16 protein-coding genes are annotated in these 22,741 nt (G+C 62.5%); 1 reads left to right on the top strand and 15 read right to left on the bottom strand.

The features are described 5' to 3' along the window. Positions 1 to 109 precede the first annotated feature (109 nt). A complete protein-coding gene (locus SINAC_RS19230) occupies positions 110 to 1,153 on the top strand; it encodes an IS630 family transposase (RefSeq protein WP_015244135.1) in 1,044 nt (347 codons plus the stop codon). 23 nt (positions 1,154 to 1,176) lie between these two features. Here the strand turns inward: SINAC_RS19230 and SINAC_RS19225 are convergent, their stop codons facing one another. The 15 genes from SINAC_RS19225 to SINAC_RS19155 all read right to left on the bottom strand — a co-directional run bounded on the left by SINAC_RS19225 (position 1,177) and on the right by SINAC_RS19155 (position 22,710). Beyond that, complete coding sequence (locus SINAC_RS19225) at positions 1,177 to 2,247, bottom strand: glycosyltransferase family 4 protein (RefSeq protein WP_015247271.1); 1,071 nt, start codon at positions 2,245 to 2,247, stop codon at positions 1,177 to 1,179. Between the two features lie 72 nt (positions 2,248 to 2,319). Further along, a complete protein-coding gene (locus SINAC_RS19220; protein ID WP_015247270.1) occupies positions 2,320 to 3,324 on the bottom strand; it encodes an NAD-dependent epimerase/dehydratase family protein in 1,005 nt (334 codons plus the stop codon). Positions 3,325 to 3,381: 57 nt separating this feature from the next. Further along, the gene (locus SINAC_RS19215; protein ID WP_015244135.1) at positions 3,382 to 4,425 is read right to left on the bottom strand and encodes an IS630 family transposase; all 1,044 of its coding nucleotides are present in this window, start codon (positions 4,423 to 4,425) and stop codon (positions 3,382 to 3,384) included. A gap of 156 nt (positions 4,426 to 4,581) precedes the next feature. Beyond that, positions 4,582 to 5,844, bottom strand: coding sequence for a glycosyltransferase family 4 protein (locus SINAC_RS19210; protein WP_015247269.1), 1,263 nt, complete (start codon positions 5,842 to 5,844; stop codon positions 4,582 to 4,584). 221 nt (positions 5,845 to 6,065) lie between these two features. Further along, positions 6,066 to 8,054 (bottom strand): asparagine synthase (glutamine-hydrolyzing), encoded by a 1,989-nt coding sequence (gene asnB, locus SINAC_RS19205; protein ID WP_015247268.1) that lies wholly within the window; start codon positions 8,052 to 8,054, stop codon positions 6,066 to 6,068. A gap of 454 nt (positions 8,055 to 8,508) precedes the next feature. Beyond that, positions 8,509 to 9,462, bottom strand: coding sequence for a glycosyltransferase family 2 protein (locus tag SINAC_RS19200; RefSeq protein ID WP_015247267.1), 954 nt, complete (start codon positions 9,460 to 9,462; stop codon positions 8,509 to 8,511). A 173-nt stretch (positions 9,463 to 9,635) separates the two neighbouring features. Continuing rightward, complete coding sequence (locus SINAC_RS19195; protein WP_015247266.1) at positions 9,636 to 10,487, bottom strand: FkbM family methyltransferase; 852 nt, start codon at positions 10,485 to 10,487, stop codon at positions 9,636 to 9,638. Positions 10,488 to 10,767: 280 nt separating this feature from the next. Beyond that, entirely contained in the window at positions 10,768 to 11,688 is a 921-nt protein-coding gene (locus SINAC_RS19190) for a class I SAM-dependent methyltransferase (protein ID WP_237722871.1), read from the bottom strand. A gap of 55 nt (positions 11,689 to 11,743) precedes the next feature. Continuing rightward, positions 11,744 to 12,973: a glycosyltransferase family 4 protein gene (locus SINAC_RS19185; protein ID WP_015247264.1), complete on the bottom strand. Its 1,230-nt coding sequence runs from the start codon at positions 12,971 to 12,973 to the stop codon at positions 11,744 to 11,746. Beyond that, entirely contained in the window at positions 12,970 to 14,142 is a 1,173-nt protein-coding gene (locus SINAC_RS19180) for an O-antigen ligase family protein (protein ID WP_015247263.1), read from the bottom strand. Before SINAC_RS19180 ends, SINAC_RS19185 begins: the two co-directional genes overlap by 4 nt. Then, positions 14,139 to 15,272, bottom strand: a complete 1,134-nt coding sequence (locus SINAC_RS19175) for a glycosyltransferase (protein ID WP_015247262.1) — start codon at positions 15,270 to 15,272, stop codon at positions 14,139 to 14,141. Before SINAC_RS19175 ends, SINAC_RS19180 begins: the two co-directional genes overlap by 4 nt. Beyond that, entirely contained in the window at positions 15,269 to 16,402 is a 1,134-nt protein-coding gene (locus SINAC_RS19170; protein ID WP_015247261.1) for a glycosyltransferase family 4 protein, read from the bottom strand. Before SINAC_RS19170 ends, SINAC_RS19175 begins: the two co-directional genes overlap by 4 nt. Next, positions 16,393 to 17,784 (bottom strand): murein biosynthesis integral membrane protein MurJ, encoded by a 1,392-nt coding sequence (gene murJ / locus SINAC_RS19165; RefSeq protein ID WP_015247260.1) that lies wholly within the window; start codon positions 17,782 to 17,784, stop codon positions 16,393 to 16,395. Before murJ ends, SINAC_RS19170 begins: the two co-directional genes overlap by 10 nt. Before the next feature lie 791 nt (positions 17,785 to 18,575). Further along, complete coding sequence (locus tag SINAC_RS19160) at positions 18,576 to 19,925, bottom strand: nucleotide sugar dehydrogenase (RefSeq protein ID WP_015247259.1); 1,350 nt, start codon at positions 19,923 to 19,925, stop codon at positions 18,576 to 18,578. Positions 19,926 to 19,947: 22 nt separating this feature from the next. Further along, positions 19,948 to 22,710, bottom strand: coding sequence for a polysaccharide biosynthesis tyrosine autokinase (locus SINAC_RS19155; protein ID WP_015247258.1), 2,763 nt, complete (start codon positions 22,708 to 22,710; stop codon positions 19,948 to 19,950). Between the last annotated feature and the right edge of the window lie 31 nt (positions 22,711 to 22,741).

Below are 22,741 nucleotides of genomic sequence, written 5' to 3'. Positions count from 1 at the left end.
CTCAATAATGCCTAAATAGTTCCCTGCCAAAGGGAAAGTAGCCCTGCCCCTATAATTCATGCAGAGGACTGCACCGACGACTCAACACGGACGAACATTAACGACGCCCATGCTCTCCCTTTCGACGACTCAGCGCGACGAACTCTTGGCGATCTACCGCAAGGATTCTGATCCCGAACTCCGCTTTCGCGCCCACATTATCCTCCTGTTGGCTGACGGCCATCCCTGGGACAACATCGAGTCCATGCTCTTCTGCAGCTCACGCACTGTCGACCGCTGGCTGAAGCGGTTCCAGGCCGAGGGCCTCGAAGGGTTGACTGGGAGGAAACGGGGCCGGCCCTTTCGGCTGGGCTTCGGCTGGGTCGCCATCCTCGTGAACTGGGTGACCACCACGACCCCCAGCGACTTCGGTTTCCTCCGCAGTCGCTGGTCGTGTGTGTTGTTGGCCCTGCTCTTGCGAGAAAGAGAAGGCGTTCGCGTCAGCCGGGAGACCGTCCGTCGCTGGCTCCATCGCGGCCACCTGGTGTACCGGCGACCCCGGCCGACCCTGAAGCCGGACGAAGACGAGAGGCAGGTCAAGCTGGCTGAACTGCGGAAGCTCCTGGAAGAGCTGCCCGAGGACGAGACGGCCGTCTGGCAGGACGAAGTCGAGGTTCACACCAACCCAAAGATCGGCCGGATGTGGATGTTCAAAGGCCGACAAGCGAAGGTCGAGACCCCCGGGACGAACAAGAAGCGGCACATCTCCGGCTCAATCCACTGGCGGACCGGCCAGGTGTTCGTCACCGAGGCGGCCCCCAAGCAAGGGCGCGACGGAGCGTTGTTCATCAAGCACCTCGACGACCTGCGCCGCAGGCTGCGACGCTACCGCAAGATCCACGTGATCTGCGACAACGCGGGGAGCCACACCAGCCTGGAGGTGATCCAGTACCTCTGGAAGCACGAGGGTCGAATCGAAGTCCATCTGCTCCCCGCATACTCCCCGGACCTGAACCCGATCGAGCGGGTATGGTGGCATTTGCACGAGAACATCACCCGGAATCATCGGTGCAAGGATCTGGAGGAATTATTGGATCGAGTCTTCACCTGGCTGGGACAGGCAAACCCTTTCCAGATCGAGGGTTCGGCTTACCCAAAAGCCAGGGCCGCCTGATCTACTTTCCCATTTGAAAGTTTCTATTTAGCGTCGGCGACAGGCTCAGCGGCCGCCAGAGCTTGGTCGATGGAAACTCGCGACGAAACCCTTCGGAGGCAATGGTGCGCCAACGCCGCAAATGCCAGCAGGGAAGCGGCCGTGACGACGAGGAGAGCCCACTGGACCTCCCCCCCTGCCCTGGAATAGAGAAACCCGGCCAGGCAGCAGAGGAAACTCAGGCCCCAGAGTGTCAGAGATGTTCGCGGATGTGACCAACCACTCCGGATCAGGAGTTGATAGTTGTGCTCGCGATGCGGCAACCAAAAGCTCTCGCCGCGACTCATTCTCTTGAGCACGGTGAAGCAGGCGTCGAACAGAAAGAGCCCGTGGACCAGGAGAAGGGACGTCCAAGGGACGCCGTAGCGCACATGCGCGATCTGAGACAGGAGGGCCAGGACGAAGCCGAGCGTGACGCTCCCCACATCTCCCATGAAGATTCGGGCCCGGGGAAAATTATGCGGTAGGAATCCGGCCGCCGCGCCGGCGAGTGCCGCCGCAACGGACGCACTCGATCCCGCTCCAAACCGCCAAAGCAGCATCGAGAGCGTCGAACCGGTCAAGACGCCTTGGCCGGCGGCCAGCCCGTTGATGCCGTCCATGAAGTTGAAGAAGTTGCAGTAGGCGACGATGGTGAGAATGGACAGGGAAAGCCCCAACCCGTGAGGCAGGTTCACCACATGGCCGGGCCAGTCGAGGGCCTTCACCGGCAGATCGAGTGCGACCACAAGCAGGCTCGCCGACACGAGCTGCACCAAGAGGCGAATCGTGAACGAGAGCGAACGCACGTCGTCCCGAAAACTGACGAGCGCCACCGCCGCGACCCCCAGCGCACTCAGCACGGATCCGGTGCTCGGCGGGATCAGCCAGGGAACGAGCAGGAAAAGGGTCAGCACGATGGCCAGGCCCCCGGCGCGGGGCGTGGCGATCTGATGGCTCGAGCGATCGTTCGGCTGGTCGACGATCCCAAATCGGCGAACCAGGCCGCGCACGGGAAACGTCAGCAGGCCCGAAGTCAGCGTCGCCAGAGCAAACACCGTCAAGAGTGTTTCCATAAAGAAGTCTCAGCGGAGCAAGCGCCGCAGGGCAGAACCGTTGCGGTCAGTGATTCTTTATTCTTGGCTCAGTCAACGATCGACGGATGGGGAGGAAGGGCTCTGAAGCCAGCGGAGCGTTTCCGCGACCCCGGCCCCGATCGTGACCGCGGGACGAAACCCCGTGGCCGCCGCAAACGGAGACCCATCGTACTCGGACGGTTCGGTGAGCGTACGCACGCGATCGGAAATCTTGAGGGAGCGCCCCAGGATTCTGACCCCGAGATCGGCCACTCCGGCCGCACACAGGACCGCAGGCCGAGGGAGTCGCGGGCGAGGCACGGCGCGGCCGAGAGCGTGGTAGGCGGCCTCGTGGATCTGCGCGAGGGTCGGCGCTTCACCGGGGGCCACAATAAACGTCTTTCCCTGAGCATGGGGAGACTGCCACGCCTGATAGGCCGCCTCGGCCGCGTCCGCCAGAAAGAGGCAGCTCTTCTTCACGCCCGGATCGCCGATCGGCCAGTAGCGCCCTCGGGCAATCGCCCGGAGCAAACGCTCCATGTTCCCGCGCCCGTGAGGACCGTAGAGGAGGGGGAACCGGAGAATGGCGAACCGAAGCCCCTTCTCCCCCTCGCGCTGGATGGCCGTTTCGGATTGCCATTTGCTGATACCGTAGGGAGTCACCGGCGCCACGGGCGACTCGATACCCAGCCTCCTCCGCCCGGCCGGCCCGAACACGGCCACGGTGCTGGCAAAGACCAGCATGGTCCCGGCCTCACGGCAAGCGACCGCAAGCCTGGCGGTCGCCTCGGCATTGATGGCGTAGACCCTGCGCTCCTCCTCGGCCGTCCGGGGGACCTTGTGAACAAAGGCCGCGAAGTGGAAGACGGCGGAGCACCCGGCAATCACCCGGGGCCAGTCGACCTCGGTCACGTCCCCCGCAACGAAGCGTTGGAACGACGACTCCCGACCTTGGGCCGGCCCGTGCAGGCTTGTCCCGACGACACCGATCGACGCGTCGGCAAGCCTGTCGGCGAGCGCCCTACCGAGACCACCGTTCGCACCAGTAAGGCAGACCAGATCGCGACCTTCTGACATGGGGGCGACAACCTTGGCTCTTATCTCTAAATAGAAACTTTCAAATGGGAAAGTAGATCAGGCGGCCCTGGCTTTTGGGTAAGCCGAACCCTCGATCTGGAAAGGGTTTGCCTGTCCCAGCCAGGTGAAGACTCGATCCAATAATTCCTCCAGATCCTTGCACCGATGATTCCGGGTGATGTTCTCGTGCAAATGCCACCATACCCGCTCGATCGGGTTCAGGTCCGGGGAGTATGCGGGGAGCAGATGGACTTCGATTCGACCCTCGTGCTTCCAGAGGTACTGGATCACCTCCAGGCTGGTGTGGCTCCCCGCGTTGTCGCAGATCACGTGGATCTTGCGGTAGCGTCGCAGCCTGCGGCGCAGGTCGTCGAGGTGCTTGATGAACAACGCTCCGTCGCGCCCTTGCTTGGGGGCCGCCTCGGTGACGAACACCTGGCCGGTCCGCCAGTGGATTGAGCCGGAGATGTGCCGCTTCTTGTTCGTCCCGGGGGTCTCGACCTTCGCTTGTCGGCCTTTGAACATCCACATCCGGCCGATCTTTGGGTTGGTGTGAACCTCGACTTCGTCCTGCCAGACGGCCGTCTCGTCCTCGGGCAGCTCTTCCAGGAGCTTCCGCAGTTCAGCCAGCTTGACCTGCCTCTCGTCTTCGTCCGGCTTCAGGGTCGGCCGGGGTCGCCGGTACACCAGGTGGCCGCGATGGAGCCAGCGACGGACGGTCTCCCGGCTGACGCGAACGCCTTCTCTTTCTCGCAAGAGCAGGGCCAACAACACACACGACCAGCGACTGCGGAGGAAACCGAAGTCGCTGGGGGTCGTGGTGGTCACCCAGTTCACGAGGATGGCGACCCAGCCGAAGCCCAGCCGAAAGGGCCGGCCCCGTTTCCTCCCAGTCAACCCTTCGAGGCCCTCGGCCTGGAACCGCTTCAGCCAGCGGTCGACAGTGCGTGAGCTGCAGAAGAGCATGGACTCGATGTTGTCCCAGGGATGGCCGTCAGCCAACAGGAGGATAATGTGGGCGCGAAAGCGGAGTTCGGGATCAGAATCCTTGCGGTAGATCGCCAAGAGTTCGTCGCGCTGAGTCGTCGAAAGGGAGAGCATGGGCGTCGTTAATGTTCGTCCGTGTTGAGTCGTCGGTGCAGTCCTCTGCATGAATTATAGGGGCAGGGCTACTTTCCCTTTGGCAGGGAACTATTTAGAGAACGTGCGAGGGCCGGAAGACCGAAACCGAGTCCGGCCAGAGGTCATCCGCGACTCTCAGGAAAGCTCACCCGCCAAGCTCACGGTTTCTTGCGGCCGATCCATTCTCAAGAGCGACTCTTTCGCCGGGAGCTTCTTGCCGAGCAGTTCTCGGTAGGCCTGAAGAATCCGTTGGATATAAAGGTTTTCATCAAATTCCAGCACGGCCCTCTGTCGCGCAGCCCGCCCCAACCGGTCCCGGAAGGGGGGATCCTTCAAGACTCGCAGAATGGCCTGGGTCAAAGCCTCGGCGTCCCTGGGAGGCACGAGGAGGCCCGACTCTCCCTCCGTCAGCGCCTCGCGACAACCGCGGATCTCGGTGGCGACGATGGGAAGCCCCATCGCGGCCGCCTCCATCACGGCGCGAGGAAAACCTTCGCGGTAGGAGGGAAAGACGAAGAGGTCGAGAGCCGCGAGCAGGGCCGGCACGTCATGCTGGTACTCGAGGTCGATCAGGATATCGCGGATCCCTAACTTGTCAGGAAGGTCGGCGGGAATCCGCTGGCTCGGCTTCTCTTCGAAGACGCCGCCGGCGCAGAGGAAACGCACGTTGGGAAAGACCTGGCGAACCCGCGCGGCCGCCTCGCAAAACTCGACGTACCCCTTGTCCCTGGCCTTGCGTGCGATCGTCCCGATCAGAACAGCATCGGCGGGGATACCCAGCCGGGTGCGCAACGCGTGGACCTTCTCCGCGTCCACGCGGTCAGGGTCGAATGCCGAGAGGTTGATGCCGTTCCCCAGGTACTTGATCCGAGACGGAGCCGCCAAACGGAGCCGGCGAGCGGTCTCGACGTCCTCCCGACTCTGGCAAAGCATCATGTCGCCGCACTGGCTACCGATCCGCTCAGCCGTTTTGTGCAGGAATCGATCTTTGAACGTGCTGTTCTCGTGAAAATAGAAGCCATGAACCGTGTTGACGACCACGGGAACGCCGGCCATCCTGGCGGCCACGCGACCGAGCAACGCCTGCTTCGGGCCATGAGTATGGACGATGTCGAATCGCTCGGCCCGGAAGAGACCGACTAGGCGGGCCAGAACTCGCGCGTCGTTGAATGGCTCGAAGTCGCGCCCCATCGGAATCAGCCTGACGCGGATTCCATCCTCAAACGTCGTATCCTCCTTGAGGATGTCCCCCGGCGCACAGATCCCGCAGACATCGGCCCCCGCCGCGACGAGGGAGCGAAGCTGGGCTCGCAAATGCACCAGGATGCTAATATCGATATTGTAAACGTGAGCAATTTTAAGTTGCTCACTCGACGTCCGATTGGGTGTTGACTTCATAAGCAATACCTCCGCCCCCCTTTGAGGGGCGAGTTCGTCTCCACATCGTCAGAACACCCTGAGGCAACGGCTTCGACAACTCGAGCCGAGGGAGCGAACCGGGCCTCGGCGTTCACTCACGCCCGGACCGCTTGCCTCACCGCACTCCCTTGGAGCTTGGCCGCCCAGCTAGCAAACGAACCGAGGCGGACCGGACGCCCCAGGGACTCGGAGACGCGTCATCATACCGCCAGTTCCTGTGCGACAAGGGGGGCGCGCTGGGCATCGAGCCAGGCCTGGAACATCAGCACGGACCAAATAAAGGTGGTCCATTCGCGCTGCTTCGTCAAGTGATCCGACCAACGCGACCGGATCAGTTTGGCGTTCCAGTATCCCTCGGAGCGCAACCGGCCTTCGTCCAGCAGCGCCTCGGCCCAGTCCCGCAACGGACCCCGCAGCCAGGCTGCGATCGGGATCCCGAATCCCATCTTGGGACGATCGATCAGCTCTTTGGGAACATACCGATAAAGGACCTGCCGCAGCAGCCACTTGCTCTGGCCGTCACGGACCTTCAACGACCGGGGCAAACTCAAGGCGAATTCGACGACCCGGTGATCGAGCAGCGGCGCGCGTGACTCGAGGCTAACCCCCATGCTGGCCCGGTCGACCTTAACCATAATATCGTCGGGCAGGTACATCAGCATATCGAGCAGCATCACCGACTGGATGGTGTCGGAGACCTGCCAGGACGAGCCGTTCTCGAACCGCGTGCTGAGCGGGCCAGCCCCCAGCACCGGGCTCCCCGGTCCCGCAGACCGCAGCATCTGGATATAAATATCGTAGGGGCTATTGCACCGGCCGAGCAGGTCGGCAAAGAGATGAACGCGTCTCCCGTTGAGATGCTGACCCAGGTTCCGCCCGGCCACCAAGGGGCGGAGCAGCCGGGACGTGCTGTCCCAGGCCTTGACGGGGACCGCGGAGATCGCGCCGGCGAGGAGCTTCCGGGTCGGCCTCGGGAACTTGCGGATCATGTTCCAGAGCCCCGGCAACTGCAAGTAGCGGGCATAACCGCAGAAGAGCTCGTCGCCACCATCGCCCGAGAGGCTCACCGTCACCGATTGCCGGGCGAGCCGGGAGACCAGCGACGTCGGCACCTGCGAGGAATCGGCGAAGGGCTCGTCGTAGGAGGAGGGCAAGCTGGGGATCACGTCCATCGCCTCGGCCGGCGTGACGTAGAGCGCGGTGTGGCGGGTGCCGATGTGCTTGGCGACCGCCTCCGCGTGGTTGGCCTCGTTATAGCCCTCGTCGTGGAACCCGATGGTGAACGTCTCGATCGGCCGGCTACTCTGGGCCTGCATCAAGGCCACGATCGTCGACGAGTCAATCCCGCCGGAGAGGAAGGCCCCCAGGGGAACGTCGGCGATCATCTGCTGCGCGATCGTCTCGCGGAGCAATGCGTCAAGCCGGTCGATCGCCTCGGTATCAGTCCCCTGGAACGGGTTGGCAAGCCCGGCCTCGGCCATCTGCCGCGCTTCCCAGTAGGGGACGGGGCCAAGGACCTGCCCGGGACGTGCCGGGTTGATCGTCAAAATCGTCCCGGGATCGAGCTTGGAGATCCCTTTATAGATTGAACGGGGCCCCGGGACGTAATTATGCTGGGCGTAAGCCGCCAGCGCTTCCCGATCCACTTCCCCCGTGAAGTCGGGGTGAACCCGAAGCGCCTTCAGCTCCGAACCGAAGAGAAACGTCCCGCCCATCCATCCATAGTACAGCGGCTTCTCACCGATCCGGTCGCGCACCAGGTAGAGGACGCGATCGACCCGATCCCAGAGCGCGATGGCGAACATCCCGACAAACCGCTCGACGGCCGCACGCACGCCCCACCGGCTGATGGCCGCCAGCAAGACCTCCGTATCGGAGTGGCCACGGAACGGCGGCGCCGATCCCCCTTCCAGCTCCTTGCGCAGAGTGAGAAAGTTGTAGATCTCACCATTAAATGCGACCACGTACCGCCCGCAGGCGGAAGCCATCGGCTGATGCCCCTCGGGAGTCAGGTCCAGAATCGCCAGCCGCCGAAACCCGAGGGCAATCCCCGCTTCCGCGTCAGTCCAGACACCACGGTCGTCGGGACCTCGCAGGTAGAGCGTGTCAGCCATTCGGGTGACGTGAGACCCAAGAGTTTCGGCGTCCAAAGAGGATGAAGTCGAGAGGATACCGGCCAATCCACACATCGGGCGTTGAACTCCTTCACGTCTCTGCGTCGTTCCGCGGCTTGCCTGCATCGGCAATCGCAAAAAGGCGACTTAGTCGGCCAAGAGGGGGGTTGCCCGGAGATGACAGGCCTCGGCCAAAGGCAACGCCATCATACAAATCCGCATGATAAGCAACTACCGGCACCAAGCGGAATTGCCGCTCAACACAGACGTGACGGCTGCCCCCTGTACGGCCTCGTACAGCCGACAAAACGGATTCCCGGCGTTCTCTATCACTTTGTTGACAGCCTCTTCTGTAATTCCTAAATCATTCGTTACAAGTGCAAAACTTATGTATTAAATACTTATGACACACCGTCAGTCCGGGTCGGCCGTGTTGCTAAAACGCAACATACACCCACCGAGAGAATACGGCATGATGACAATGTCCATGGGTTTGCGGGTCAAATTCCGCCACAATTCACCGGGGAGGTTACGCCTGGGCAGCCATCCTGAGCCGCTTCTCGCGGCGACAATCCCGAAGGTAAAGTGCCACCCCCACGGGAAACGTACCAAGCCAAAGAAGGCGAACCTTCAACCCGCGCAACGCCCGCGCCTGGGACACGATCCCCAGCTTCTCGTGAAGTGAAAATCGCGTGTAATTGGCGGCAGACTTGAAGAAGCTCTTGGGGTCATACCAGGCCCACTTCAAATCCTCATTCAAAATTGCTGTAAAATAATAGAGATAACCTGCGGCATATTTGCTGGAAGTCCCCACGGACGTGGTGAAGCTGTTGACCGTTTCCATGTGATAGGTACGCAGATACTCATTGACGAACCGAGTTTTGTACCGCCGGGCGATCGCCTGCCAGATCACACCTTCAGGCACATACTTGCATTTTTCGAAAGTCGGAAAGGGATACTGCCTCAAGACGTCAACCCGGTGAAAGCCCCACTTCTCCCCTTGGACTTTATAGCGATAGAGCAGTTCCAGCGAATCCGAGTCGAACACCGCACTCGGGAACAAGTCTCCAACCAGACGTCCGTCAGGCGTCCTGCAGAGGGCAGTGACTGCAGAGAAGGCTTCGCGTTCGGTCTCGGGGATCGCATCCCAATGGTGTTTGAATCGTTCGAGCGCCTCCGGCACGCACTCGTCGTCGGAATCGAGGGTCAGAAAGAGCATCCCCCGAGCCGCTTCCAAGGCCGGGCGGTAAGTTGTATTCTTACCCCCATTCGGCTGATAGATGTAACGAATCGCGAAATCCGCAGTTTGCGCCCATTCCGCGACCAGGTCGCCGGTTCCATCAGTGGACCCGTCGTCGACGATCAGCCACTCGAAGTCCCGAAACGTTTGCGCCCGAAGGCTCTCATAGACGCGGGCCAGGGTGTGTCGGCGATTGTACGACGGAGTAAAAACAGTAAAGGCAAAAGCATGTTCGGAAATCACAATAGTTCTCACAAATGAACGGACGACGCGGTGCTGGGCAAGGTCCTACGCCGCCTGAACGCCCGGGCCATTTCCTGTCAAGTTCCCACCAAATCCAGCCAACCGGGCCGACGTCTCTTGGTGCTCACGGCCCATTCTGGCCGGACGACAAGTAGAACATCAAAGGGCCGGACTCAGTCCGACAGCGGACTCGCGGCGACCGTACAACCAGTCCGACGGACCAGCTCGTCGACCGACTTCACGGCGATCAGGTTCTCACAGACCCGACTGATATGATCTCGCCCTACAGGCGTCAACCGGCCTTCATTCGGTTGGCGAAAGACCGAAAACCCTCGATCCCACAAGCACTCCAGCATTGCCCCAGTGCCGTACCCATATCTTTGGAAATTCATTTCATAAGATTCGATATAAACGCACGAAGTTCGTTCCAGGGTTTTCTGGGCACCGCGGAGAGCGAAGATTTCGTAACCTTCGACGTCGATCTTGAGCAGGTCGATGTTGCCGTCCGGCTTCAGGATATTGTCAAGCGTATCGAGTTTGACCGAAATCCCTTTGCCCTGTTCAAGGATGTGGTTCTGATCGTCCGACCCGGTGTCCGAAAACATGATCTGGGACGGTTCGACCCCGACGGCCATATTGAAAGTTTGAACGTTTTTCGCTTTGTTCAGTTCGATATTTTTTAGCAGATATCCGTAGATCCTCGGATTGGGCTCGATCGCCTGAACACTGCCGCTCGCGCCGACGGAGACCCAGGCGGCCAAGGCCGTGCTGCCGATATTGGCACCAACGTCGACGAACTGATCGCCCGGCTTCAGGTAGCTGTGAAAAAAGGCGGAGTCCAAGTGCCGCTGGTCGGGAGCAATCCAGAGGGAGGCTGAAAGCGACGTCGGAAAGAAACCGAGTACGAATCCCTCTTGCCGGATTTTGAACCAACGGCTCAACCCACTCCGCATCATGAGCCTGGAGGCCAAGAACCAGACCGGACGCTCTTGCTCAGAGAGGATCTTCAGATATCTGGAAGCCATCGTATTCCCATTCACCAAGAAGAATAAAGAAAGGCCTTCGTCGTTACTCAAACTTCAATGGAGGGCCAGAAAAGCCATGCACGTGAAGTCCTCCCGGCGAACAGGTTATCGCAGCCCCGAAGGGGCGCCTGTTCCCTGCCGGGGACGTAAGCCCCTGGGAACAGGACGAGCTCAAGTCAGAATTCTTTATAGCCCCGGAGGGGCGACCATCGCATACATAGGCCGGCTCTGACGGTTGCCTCTTCAGGGCTGCAAAATGCGTGCATGACTTTTCTGACTCTCAATCGCTCGGAAGAACGTGCCGCAAGACAAATTCGTTGCACCCCATCTTTCGATGCCGTGGGGGCATGGGGCTCTCCAGGACCAGCCCCCGGTCTCGGTAGAACTGGACGATCTGCTCGGGTGTGGCAACCTCGAACGGATAGCCGCCAATCCAATCGATGATGTTGTGCCAGCGGCTCATGCCGCGCCCATTCACCGCCTGCTCGTGATATCGAGTCCAGGCGTGGATGGTACGCATGGGCTGCCCGCTGACGATATACCATCCCGCCATCGCAACTTCACGAGGACCCATCACAAGCAGAGCAAACGGTCCCTGGGCAACGCGGGGCAGGCGATTGTAGGTCTTCTTGAGAAATGTCCACCACTTGGACAAGGCACCCTGGTCGTTATAGATCGCAATGTACAAGCGACCGTCAGGAGCGACCAGCGGCACCACATTCCCGAGCGCTTCCCACATGGAGCCGGTATGGTGCAGCACCCCCCAGGAATAGACCACGTCATACGTGCCCAGCGAACCGAGGTAGTCCCGATCGAGGACGCTCCCCTGGGCGATCGTCCAATTCTCGGCCTCGGGGAAGTAACGCCGTTTGACCTCGCGCGTGCTGGCTATGGAATGGGGGTCGTAGTCGAATGAATGGACGGAGGTCGCCCCGAGACGCATAGCGGCTAGGGAGAAGAGGCCGCTGCCCGAGCCGACGTCCAGGAAGGACTTACCCTGCAGGTTCTCGACACCCAGCATCGTGACGAGCGACCGGGTCGCCTGCTCGATGCGCCGGTCGTCCAAGACGGAGAGGAAATTCGCCCAGTTCTTCCCGAATTCGAATCGGTCGCCCCGTCCGACCTCGGAAGCATGTTGCGAATGCGGCTCTGGCAACATCGGTGATGGCGACCCCGCAAGTTCTTCGGGTATCCTTGGCATGATAGGATCGTCGGAACGATCATACAAACGGCCACGACTTTGCAACAAGACGTGGCTAGAGCGAGTTCTCTCGGATGTCGGACGCCGCTTTCCCTGGTCCGGCGGCCGCAGGCGACCCCGCGACCAACGGGGGTTCACCCCGTGCCGACGCCCCTGGACCGAAAGCCACGGTATCATACAAGTCGGCATACCGGGCAACCACCGCCGTCAAGCGGAAATGCTCCACGACGCGGGCACGGGCGGCGGCTCCGAGCGTCGCCTGCGCCTCGGCAGTGAGCCCGATGAGCTCCCCCCAAGCCAGGGCCAGGGCCTCCGGATCGCGTGGCGGCACGATCCGCCCCGTCTCTCCGACGATCAGGGCGGCATCCCCCACGTCGGTCGCCACGCAGGGGACCCCCGAGGCCATCGCCTCGCCCAGGACGTTGGGAAACCCCTCGGAGGTTGACGTCAAGGAGGCAATGTTCATGGAGGCCTGGATTCGCGGCATGTCGGAGCGGCGGCCGAGGAGATGACAATGCCCCCGGAGCCCGTTCTGCTCGATCGGGGCGGCGAGCGCCTGGTTCTCCCAGGTGATGTCGTCGCCACAGAGGATGAAGTGGACGTCCGGGCATTCCTGGTGCAGCCGGCTGGCGGCGGCGAGGAACGTGTCGTGCCCCTTCTGGGGATCGAACCGCGCCACCAAGCCGATCAAAGGGGCACTGGCCGGGATACCGAGTTCCTGCCGCAACGAAGGTCCGGCGGCGGAGTCGGGCTGAAAGGCCTCGATGTCGAAGCCGTTCGGGATCGTCACCAGCCGCTCGGCCGCGTATCCCATGGCCGAATGCACGGCGCGCGAGGCCTCCGAGCCGCAGATGATCCGCGTCGGCAGCCAGCCGGACAGGCGGGCGCAGAGGCCGGCGGTCAGGGACGTCATCCGCTTGTTCATGCCGGCCTGGAGATCGCTGTTGCGGAGGTTCCAGACGACCGGCACCTTACCGGCAAGGCGGCCCGCCAGGCCGCCCAGCAAGTCGGAGTGGTGCAGCCAGGTCTGGATCAGGTCGGGGCGTTCCTGACGGACCAGCCGCACCAGGCTCCAGATCACGCGCGGATCCGGAATACCGCGCCGCATCCCAAAGCAATGCACGGGGACGCCCAGGCGGCGCAGACTTTCGCCGACGGGACCGACCGCGACGAGCGTTGCCACGACTGGCTCGTACCTCATCCGGTCGAGGGTCGAGATCAGCTTGAGCAGCATCATCTCGGTCCCCCCCATGTGGGTGGTATTGATCACGTGGAGGATCTTCACGAGATAAGCCCTGGAGTGGCCGGCCTGGGGGGAGGCGGGGCGGCGGTGAAGGAGGTAGCGAGGGCGACGACAAAAAGGATGTATCGCTCCTCGAGGATGTTGTGGCTGAAGAACCCCCAGTACGAGAGGAAAATCGCGAGGGGCACCGTGATCGGCCGGAACTCGCTGGCCGCCCCCCAGGTCGACGCGACCAAGAGCGCTGGCAGGATCAGGCCCCCCAGGATCCCGTGCTCGATCATGAGGGCCAAGTAAATATTATGCGGGCCCACGAAGTCGAACGGCGGCTCGACCGACGCCCCCGTACCTCGACCCAGGAAGGGGTGCTCGACGATCACGTCGAGGGCAAATTGAGCAGCCTCGAAGCGGTACTCGTCCGACTCCCCGCCGATCTCGAAGTTGGCACGGCTCGCGGTGTTGTCATCGAGCATCCCCCTGTCTTCCAGATACAGAATGACCGCCGGGCCGGAGACCGCCCCGGCGAGGGCGACGATCAGTGCGTACCGGGTGAACCGGCCGGTTCCATGCCGCATCGCGATCGCGAGCGAGGCCATAAGCGCCCAGCCGAGCATCGCCGAGCGTGAGAACGTCGTCGCCACGCCGACCCCCACCGCCAGCGCGTAGAGGACCTGCCACCTCATGCTCACGACCTCCAGGCCGACGATCATGCCCAGAACGAGGGCGGCACCGGACTTGTTGGAGTTCTCATAGAGCCCGGCGGAACGGCCCGGATTGGTGCTAAACGTCCCCGGCGCAAACATCTCGTAGATATTGAGGGCGACAGAGACCAGGGTCACGCAGACGACCGCCCCCGCCGCGAACCGACAAGTCTGACGATCGCTGAAAAGCAGCAGCATGAGCACCAGGAAAATGATGCCGAAAACCCGGTTTCGGAACAGGGTTTGCCCGCCCTCGCCCAACTGAGCCCAGCTCAGGGAGACAAAGATCACCACGAGCGTGGCGAAGCACCAAAAGAACACGGCCTGGCGCTGGCCTCGATCGGCGGGGGGACGCGTCAGCACCGGCACACAGGCAATCGCGAACAGGAGAAAGGCGTGCGTCACCGTGAACGGGATGAGCTTGGCATCCATCAGGAACGCAATCAGATCGGAGAAGAAGGCCGCTGCTGCGGCGGCGACGAGAACGAGCCTGTATTTCGAAGCGTAGTTCATCGGCTTGCTGCCTTCGCGCCGAGTGGGACGAGCGCCGCCTCAGTGGCGTCGAGCAGGCGGTCGCGGGAAAACTCGGCGACCAACCGGTCCCGGACCCGCTTCGACGTGACGTCGCCGGCAGCGATCCGGCCCAGCATGCGGGTCGTCGCGACGGCCAAGGCCTCCGGGTCGCCCGCCACAACCACCTCGCCGCAGTCGCCGACGATCCAGGCCGCATCGCCGACGTCAGTCACAACGCAAGGCGTTCCGCAGGCCATGGCCTCGCCGATGACGTTGGGGAACCCCTCACTCCGGGAAGAGGAGACGAGCACGTCCAGCGCATTATACACGTTGGCCATGTCACTGCGGGCCCCGCACCAGGTGAGCCGCGACGTGAGGGCCAGTTCCTCGGCGAGGCCCCGCATCGCGTCGGCGTAGGCCCCCTCTCCGGGTGCAACGCACACGAAGCGGAGGTCGCTCCGCGTGGCGGCCAGGTGCGCCGCGGCCTTGAGGAAGGTCCCGTAGTCCTTTACGGGGTCGATCCGGCCCACCTTCCCGATCAGCAGAGCGTCGGCCGGGACCCCGATCTCCTCACGGAATCGCTGCCGCGCCGCCGGGTCGCATCGAAACCGACCGGCGTCGAACCCGTTCGGGATCACGACCGAGCGGCCTTCGGGGAAACCGTTGGACCGGGCGTAGTCCAACCCGAACCGTGAGTTCGCGATGATCAGGTCCGGGGTGCCGGCCAATGCGCATTCGAGCCGATAGGCCACGCGGGCTCCAAAGTCATAATCGCCCAGATCAATATCCGAAGACCGAACCCCCCAGACCAGCTTCGCCTTCATGAACGGGCGGGCCAACGCCCCGAGAATGTTCGCCTCCCCTTTGAACGCGTAGAGGACGTCAGGCCGCTCCCGGCGGAGGAGCCGGGTGAGGCGGAGCATAAAGCCGGCGAGGTCCCAGCGCCCCGACTTGCCCAGGTCAAAGAGAGGCACACCGGCCTCGTGCAGCTCGCGTTCGTAAGGGTAGCCGGCGTAGAAGACGGCCACGGCGACGTCGTGCCCCCGCTGGCGGAGGCCCACGGCCGTCGAGACGAGCTGGCGCTCGGCACCGCCGATATCGACGCTCCGATTGAGAAAGAGAACCTTCATGCCGGCACTTCCCGAGCGACCGGCTTGCGGCCCGACACTCCGTGGATCGCCTCTTCCCAGAGCCCCATAACGACCTTGAGGGCGAACCGCTCGAGGACCTCCGGCGCCCGCGCAGCGAGCCGGTTCCGCTCTTTGTCGTCGGCCATCAACCGGCTGAGAACCGCCGCCAGGGCGTCGACGTCCTTGGCGGGAACCAGCACCCCGTCGACGCCGTCCCGCACGATGTGCCGGGGGCCGCTCGGGCAGTCAAAGCTGACCACGGGCAGCCCGAGGGCCATCGCTTCGCAGAGGACGTTGGGAAATCCCTCATGGCGGGAGGACAAGACGTACAGGTCCGCATCGCGCAGCTTGGCCGCCAACATCTTGGTGGCACCGGGGAGCCGAACCCGGTCGCCCAGGCCGAGCTGATCGCGAAGCGCCTCCAGGTCATCACGGATCGGCCCCTCACCCCAGATGACGAGCGTCCAATCAGGGTGCGCCGCCACCACCGACGCGAAGGCGCGAATCAGGAGGTCGAAGCCCTTCACCTCGTTCAAGCGCCCCGCCGTGGCGAGGACCCTGCCCTCGCGTCCCGGCCCCGCCTCGACGGCCTTCCCCGGGTCGTTGACATGCTCGACCGGATTGGGGATCACCTTGGCCTTGCGCCGGACACGCCTCCCGAAATAGGCCCGCACCGAATCGGTCTGGAGGACGATGCAAGCGGCCAGCGGGTAGAAGACCTGTCTCAGGAGCCGCCAGGTCCGGCTGATCTTCGAGCAGAACGGGTCGGACCGCTCCGAAACGATCACAGGGAGCTTCAAGCCCAAGCAGCAGAGCAAAACGAGGACATTCGTCTGGTTCTGGAAGGAGATCACCACGTCGGGGCGACTCTCCCGAATACTGCGGCGGAGGACGCGCATCCGCGTGAGATTCATCCGCAAGCCACCGATGAGTGACGACGAGGCGCCTGCGATTCCCAGCCGGCGACGGTGGACCGCGGGATCCACCTCGTAGAAGTCGGGGGCCTCGGCGCCGGAGAGCGTCAAGAGCGTCACGCTCCAGCCTTTGCGGGCCCAGAAGTTGGCCATCGTCGCCATCACCCGCTCGGCACCACCACCGGCCAGCGAAGAATTCACCAGGGTCACGCGCACTCTCGACCTCTCTTTCGCAGGGCGGACCCCACACAGCATGATAGGAAGATGAAGGATGCCAGGTAGACCAGCGAGGTCGAGAGCGCAATGCCTCGAGCCCCCAGGTGCGGCATCAGGATCAAGTCGAGGATGATGTTCAGGGCAAAGCTGATGACCGTCCCATATAAAAGGAGCTTGTTCAGGGCCATAGCCGAGATCAGACGCACGAGCAGGAGACCGAGCGTCACAAACGGGATTTGCAAGGCGTAGAGCGCCTGGATGCCCCCCACCGCCCGCACGTCGGCATCGGAAAAGGTCCCCCGCTGGAAGAGGAGCCGAACGAGATCCTCGGAAAAGAAGATCAGGACGGCCGTCGCCGGCAGGGTGACGAGGAGGATGAGCCCCCCTTGGTAGCGAAGCATCCGCCGAAGGCCGTCCCAGTCCCCAGCCGCGGTCCGTTGCGAGAAGTAGGGCAAGACGGCCGTTCCAATGGCCATCATGAGGATGCTCAGCACCAGGGAGATCAGCTTGTTGCCGTAGCTCAGCATGGAGACGCTCCCCGGACCGAGGCGGCAGGCCATGGTCTGATCGACCAGGACCGTCCCGTTCAGGAGAATCGCCCCGCTCGCCACCGGCAGGTACTGTCCGAGGACCGTCTTCACGGCCGGCCCCCCTCCCCACCAGCGGGGAACCAGGGCCACACCCGCGCGGTAGAGTCCCCAGCCGACGAGCCCGGCCTGCAACAGGACGCCCCCCACAAAGCCGAGGGCAAACGCGTCGGACGCGCCGCCGGGCCGGGCCACCAGCAAGGCGGCGGCCGAGGTCAACGGCACGGCCGCAGGCGCCAGGGAAGCCAGAGCGAATCGCTCTTCGGCGTTCAGCGCCGCCGACCAGAGACTCGCCAGGCCGGTCAGGGCGATGCTCGGCAGGAGGATGTAAGTAAGTCGGCACGTTAAGGCCAACTTGGCCGGGCTGAAGCCCGACGTGAGCAAAGGCATGATCCAGGGCACCAGGAATCCGAGCAGCACCGACAAACCGCCGAGCGCGATCAAGGTTGCGGTCAGGACGCTCGAAAGCAACCGTTGGGCCGCGTCGCGTCCTTCAACCTCGCGAATGCGAATATAAGTTGGTATGAGAGCCGAATTGAGCGATCCGGCAATGACCGTGACGACCAGGGTCGGAAGGACCGACGCCATCAGGAAGGCGTCGAGGCCGTCGCCCGTCCCCAGCGTCGCGGCGACGATCAAGTCTCGCCCGAAGGAGACCCCCTTCGTGGCGACGGTCAAGCCGCCCACCAGCGCAGCGGCTCCCAAAATCTTTCGACCCGTGAAGTGCCGGCCCGGGCGGTGGGGCGTGGACAACCTCTCGGCGGGGCTCGCCTCAGATTCCGTAGTATTAGTCATGGCGGTTGGTCCTCGCCGGTGCAGAACCGGACCCTCCGCGTTGGCCACAGGTCATCACAATCAACGGATTCTCATCCCGTGACACCCAGGCGGGTTCATCACAGCCCCGAAGGGGGCGACCGTTCCTAAGCCAGAGGCGCAAGCCCCTGGAATCAAGACAAACTCAATTCAGATTTTTTTTGCAGCCCCGGAGGGTCAGCGGATTCTCATCCCGTGACACCCAGGCGGGTTCATCGCAGCCCCGAAGGGGCGACCGTTCCTAGCCAGAGGCGCAAGCCCCTGGAATCAAGATAAACTCAAATCAGAATTTCTTGCAGCCCCGGAGGGGCGACCGTCAAACGCAGATGGCCGAGAAACACAAAAGACGTCGAATCTTCCCCCGGGGGCTTCGACCCCCCGGCAAGGAACGGACGCCCCCCTTTGGGGCGATAAAATAAGCGTATCAGGAATCGGAAGTCGTTGCCTGAGAACCTTAGTACATGATCCTACTAAAGATTTCAAACTTAAAATCTCAAAGTCAGGATCCGGCGCGCACTCCGTGCCCGTAGGTTGCATCCGGCGGGTTCCGGATCAACAACCGGCCAAGTCGAGTGGAGGACTTCCAATTGCGCACCGTCCGAGAAAGGAGCGCTCTCTCGGACGGCGATCGAATTAGGCATGGTGGAGAGCCAAAAAAACTCGGCAGATCTCTGAGTCACGATCATCCCCTGGCGGCGGCGATCGTGACTCGGAGAATGATCGACATCATCAAGGATGCAGTTCAATTCGCTGTAGCATGCGTGCACCCGTTCTCAGGCCGTGACGACGACGGCCCGGCACTCTTCCTTGGGCACGCCGCGCAGCGCTCCTCGGGTGTCGACCACAAGGCGGGCATGCTTGGCAATCAAGGGCCAATCGAACAGATTATGATTCGTTGCAATCAAGACGCAATCCTGGGCCTCGAGCGTCTCACGAGTCAGCGGCGTACTATCTAGGCGGATCTCATGCTCGCGCATCGGCGGCAATGACGGGACGTGCGGGTCGCTGTAAGCGACGATCGCATGTCCCTTCTCCAGCAGTTCCATCAACTCGATTGCCGGACTTTCACGGCAGTCGTCCACATTCGGTTTGTACGCAGCGCCCAGCACCAGGACCTTGCTTCCCTTGAGCGCCTTGCCGTCCTCGTTCAGAGCCGCGCGGATCCGGTCGATGACGTGATGCGGCATCGACGTGTTGATCTCGCCGGCCAGCTCGATGAAGCGGGTGTGGACGCCGTAGGTGTAGGCCACCCACGTCAGGTAGAAGGGGTCGATCGGAATGCAATGCCCCCCTAGGCCGGGTCCCGGGTAGAACGCTTGGAAGCCGAACGGCTTGGTCTTGGCAGCGTCGATCACCTCCCAGACGTCGATGCCCATCCGCTCGAAAACAATCTTGAGCTCGTTGATCAGAGCGATGTTCACCGAGCGATACGTGTTCTCGAGGATCTTGCAGGCTTCGGCAACCTCGCAGGAAGTGACCGGCACCACCTGCGGCACCACCGCGCCATAGAGCGCCTGGGCCAGCTTGCCGCTCGTTTCTTCGAAGCCGCCGACGACCTTGGGAATGGTCCCGGCCGAGAAGCTGGGATTGCCCGGATCTTCACGTTCGGGGCTGTAGGCCAGGAAGAAGTCGCGACCGGCCACCAGTCCGCCCGCTTCCAGCTCAGGCTTCAGGACGTCGCGGGTGGTGCCGGGGTAGGTTGTGCTCTCAAGGATCACGAGCTGTCCGGGGCGAAGGTGCCGGCCGATCGACCGGCCCGTCTCGACCACGGCCGTGAGGTCAGGCTCGCGGTGCTTGCCCAGCGGAGTCGGGACGCAGATCAAGATCGCGTCGACCTCGGTCAGCCGCGAGAAGTCGGACGTCGCCTCGAAGCGACCGCCGTCGCGCAAGGTCCGAACGCGTTCGCTGGAGATGTGTCCAATGTAACTCTCACCCGCCTGAAGGCGCTCGACCTTGGACGAGTCGATATCGAGTCCGAGCACCGGAAACCCACAGCCCGCGAACAATTCGACGAGCGGCAGACCGACGTAGCCCAGGCCGATGACACCGATCCGAGCCGAACGACCTTCGATGGAGCGAGCGAGTGACCGAGCGAAGTTCGAATCCGCACCGTGAGTTTGCATAGAAATCCACTACACCTTGGGTTCAGTCTTTAAGAATGCCCTGTGGCAGACCATTGGTCGGCTTGGAGGGGGGCCCGAAAGCGGCGATCTCCTTGCCATCCGACACGATCGGGCTGACCTCGTCCCGGCCATAGGTCCCGTAACCGTAACCGTAGCCTTGGCCATAGCCGTAACCTTGGCCGTAGCTCCCGGTGCCCTGGCGATCCATGCCGTTGACGATGAACCCGAGAACCGGGCTTTCCATGGTCTTGAGCAGTTCGACCGTCCGCTCCGCGTCATGGCGTTTCGTGGCTTCGGGGCGAACCACGAGGACCACGCCGTCGACCATGGCGCTCAGGATCGAGGGATCCGTGACCGCCAGCAGAGGCGAAGAGTCGAAGACGACCATGTCGTAAATGTTGCGGATCTCGGACACGAAGTCGGTGAAGGTCGCCGAGGCGAGCAGCTCCGCCGGGTTGTCGACCTCAGGCCCGGATGCAATGAAGTCGAGATTCTCGGTCTGGGTCTGCTGGACCACCCGTGAGAGCGGCAGCAAGCGGCGGAGGACGTGGCTCAGCCCTTGATCCGCCTTCAGACCGAAAATCTTGTGCTGAGACGGCTTCCGGAGATCGGCGTCGACAAGCAAGACGCGTCTTCCCGCCATGGCAAAGCTGATGGCGAGGTTGCTCGCGGTGGTCGTCTTGCCGTCGCCGCTGTGGGAGCTGGTGACCAGGATGACCTGAACCTGGCGGCTCCGCCGGAGGAACTCGAGGCTCGTTCGGACCGAGCGGTAGGCTTCGGCCCAGACCGATCGCGGCATAGCATGGCTGACCAGGCCGATTTCCCCCATGAGCGAAATCTGGTCGGAACGCAACTTCGGAATCGTGCCGATCAGGGCGAAATTGAGCACCTTCCGCACTTCGTCGAGCGTGCGAATCCGCGGATCGAGCCGATCGACCAGCAACGCAAGGCCCATTCCCAGCAAGAGGCCGCCCATCAGGCCCAAGGCCAAGGTCATCCTGACGCGCGGTTGCACGGGGGAGGGCAAGGCGCTGGGCGGATCGACCACCTGGCAACTGATGCTGCTGTAGTCGCTGACCAACTGCGCTTGCTTGAGCTGATCCAGAACCGTGTTGTAGAGGGCCTTCTGCCGTTCCAGGTTACCGTGCAGCCGCTCCTCTTCGAGCCGCTCCAACTCCGACTGCTTGGCGCTGACGAGGTCGTCCTTGAACTTGATCTCGTACTCCTCGCGCATCGTCCCAATCGATTTGAGGCTGTGTTCGATCGAGGTCATCCGGTCGCGCAGTTCGCTCTGGAGCACGTCCTTGCCGAGTCCACCCAACTGCTCGGTCGCCTGATCGACGTCCGCCTTGGCCTGAATCGTCTCGGGCGAATTAGGGCCAAGCGTCTTGGTCAGGTTTTCGTGCTTCTCCCGCAGACTGGCGATCGCCTTCTCTTTCGATTCTTTCAAGGTTTCATAGAGCGAGTTTTCTTCGGCCTCGAGCGAAGTGAGTTCCGCCTCGGCTTTCTGGATCGCCTGATCCCCTTCGTCGGCCATCTCGCGCGACAACTGCCGGAGGAGGAGCGGGCGCCGTTGACGCCAGAGGTCCTCGATCTCCGATTCAATTTCCTCTTTGCGATCCCGGGCGTACTGGAGCGAGGGGTCGTTGGTATTCCGGGTGGCGCGCTTGGCGGTGTTGTAGCGGACCTGGGCCCGCTTCAAATCACGGTAGAGTTCCGCCACGTAGGGGTCGAGCTTGAACGAGCCGGCCACGTGATCCTCGGTGACCTTCCCCTCCGCGTTCGGGCGGGCCCCCTTGAGATTCTCGACCAGGCGTTGGGTCATCGCCCGCTTCAGCTTGACGTCGGCAAGCTCCTTTTGAAGCTGCTCGTAGGAACCGGTACCGGACGTCCCGATGGCCGCCCCCGTCATGCCTTGCGTGAGATGCCCGGCGCCGTTGCTGCTCACGGTCGGGAACTGGTTCAACGCCAGGGCGATCGCATTCCCTTGCGACCCGCTGCTCTCCATCTTCTTAATCAGCTCGAGCTGGGTCTTGAGCTGAATCATCAAGTCCGTCGTGTTATTGATTCCCTGGCTCCACTGCTCGAGCTTGCGCATCATTAGCGTCTGCCCGTTGGCACCGATGGCAAGACCAGGGTTGTTCTTCCGGAACTTGTGATATTCGTCCTGGAGCGTGTCGAGCTCCGACTTCAGCTCATCACGTGCACGGCTGACCAGGGTAATCACTTCTTGATTGTTCTTCTGATAGTTGGTTTCCAGCAGTTTCTTATAGCTCGCCACCACCGCGCGGATCATGTCGAGCGACTCTTGAGGCGAGGCCGACTGATACTGCACGACGATGATCTTCGTCAGTCGATCGGGCCGCGTGACCTTCAGGCTGCCGCGCACCGCTTCGAGCGGGTTGGTCGCAAGCGCCAGGGACGGGGTCTTCTTCGGGCCGAGCGACTCGACGGCCGTCTGGATCACCAGCGGGCTCCGAATCAGCACCATGTGAGTCGGGACCGGATCTTCACTTCCCTCGTTGATCCGATTCGGGTCGGTGTAGGCGGTGACATTGAGCGGGCGTCCGCCGTGCTGAATCACGAGCAGGCTGGTCGAAGCCTGGTAGGCGCGTTTCGTCTTCGCAAGGTAAATCGAGGCGAGGGTCAAGCAAACCAACAAGCCAAAGATGACCAGCTTCCAACCTCGCTTCATGACCTCCCACAAGGCGATGAGATCGTTCTGGAGTGTCCTCGACGGATAACCTTCCGAAACGGAGCCCGTAATGGATTGTTGGTTTGCCATGGACAGTCCCCATTAATCCTTCGATTCGCAT

Source organism: Singulisphaera acidiphila DSM 18658 (assembly GCF_000242455.2).
Taxonomy (GTDB): domain Bacteria; phylum Planctomycetota; class Planctomycetia; order Isosphaerales; family Isosphaeraceae; genus Singulisphaera; species Singulisphaera acidiphila.
This window is presented reverse-complemented; position numbering and strand designations above follow the sequence as displayed.

Bases quoted from the DNA above. Each gene is read 5' to 3' on its own strand.
- SINAC_RS19160 (WP_015247259.1), bottom strand. From the start codon at position 19,925: ATGCAAACTCACGGTGCGGATTCGAACTTCGCTCGGTCACTCGCTCGC.
- SINAC_RS19190 (WP_237722871.1), bottom strand. From the start codon at position 11,688: ATGCCAAGGATACCCGAAGAACTTGCGGGGTCGCCATCACCGATGTTG.
- SINAC_RS19195 (WP_015247266.1), bottom strand. From the start codon at position 10,487: ATGGCTTCCAGATATCTGAAGATCCTCTCTGAGCAAGAGCGTCCGGTC.
- SINAC_RS19175 (WP_015247262.1), bottom strand. From the start codon at position 15,272: ATGAAGGTTCTCTTTCTCAATCGGAGCGTCGATATCGGCGGTGCCGAG.
- SINAC_RS19210 (WP_015247269.1), bottom strand. From the start codon at position 5,844: ATGAAGTCAACACCCAATCGGACGTCGAGTGAGCAACTTAAAATTGCT.
- SINAC_RS19155 (WP_015247258.1), bottom strand. From the start codon at position 22,710: ATGGCAAACCAACAATCCATTACGGGCTCCGTTTCGGAAGGTTATCCG.
- SINAC_RS19215 (WP_015244135.1), bottom strand. From the start codon at position 4,425: ATGCTCTCCCTTTCGACGACTCAGCGCGACGAACTCTTGGCGATCTAC.
- SINAC_RS19180 (WP_015247263.1), bottom strand. From the start codon at position 14,142: ATGAACTACGCTTCGAAATACAGGCTCGTTCTCGTCGCCGCCGCAGCA.
- SINAC_RS19225 (WP_015247271.1), bottom strand. From the start codon at position 2,247: ATGGAAACACTCTTGACGGTGTTTGCTCTGGCGACGCTGACTTCGGGC.
- asnB (WP_015247268.1), bottom strand. From the start codon at position 8,054: ATGTGTGGATTGGCCGGTATCCTCTCGACTTCATCCTCTTTGGACGCC.
- SINAC_RS19230 (WP_015244135.1), top strand. From the start codon at position 110: ATGCTCTCCCTTTCGACGACTCAGCGCGACGAACTCTTGGCGATCTAC.
- SINAC_RS19220 (WP_015247270.1), bottom strand. From the start codon at position 3,324: ATGTCAGAAGGTCGCGATCTGGTCTGCCTTACTGGTGCGAACGGTGGT.
- murJ (WP_015247260.1), bottom strand. From the start codon at position 17,784: ATGACTAATACTACGGAATCTGAGGCGAGCCCCGCCGAGAGGTTGTCC.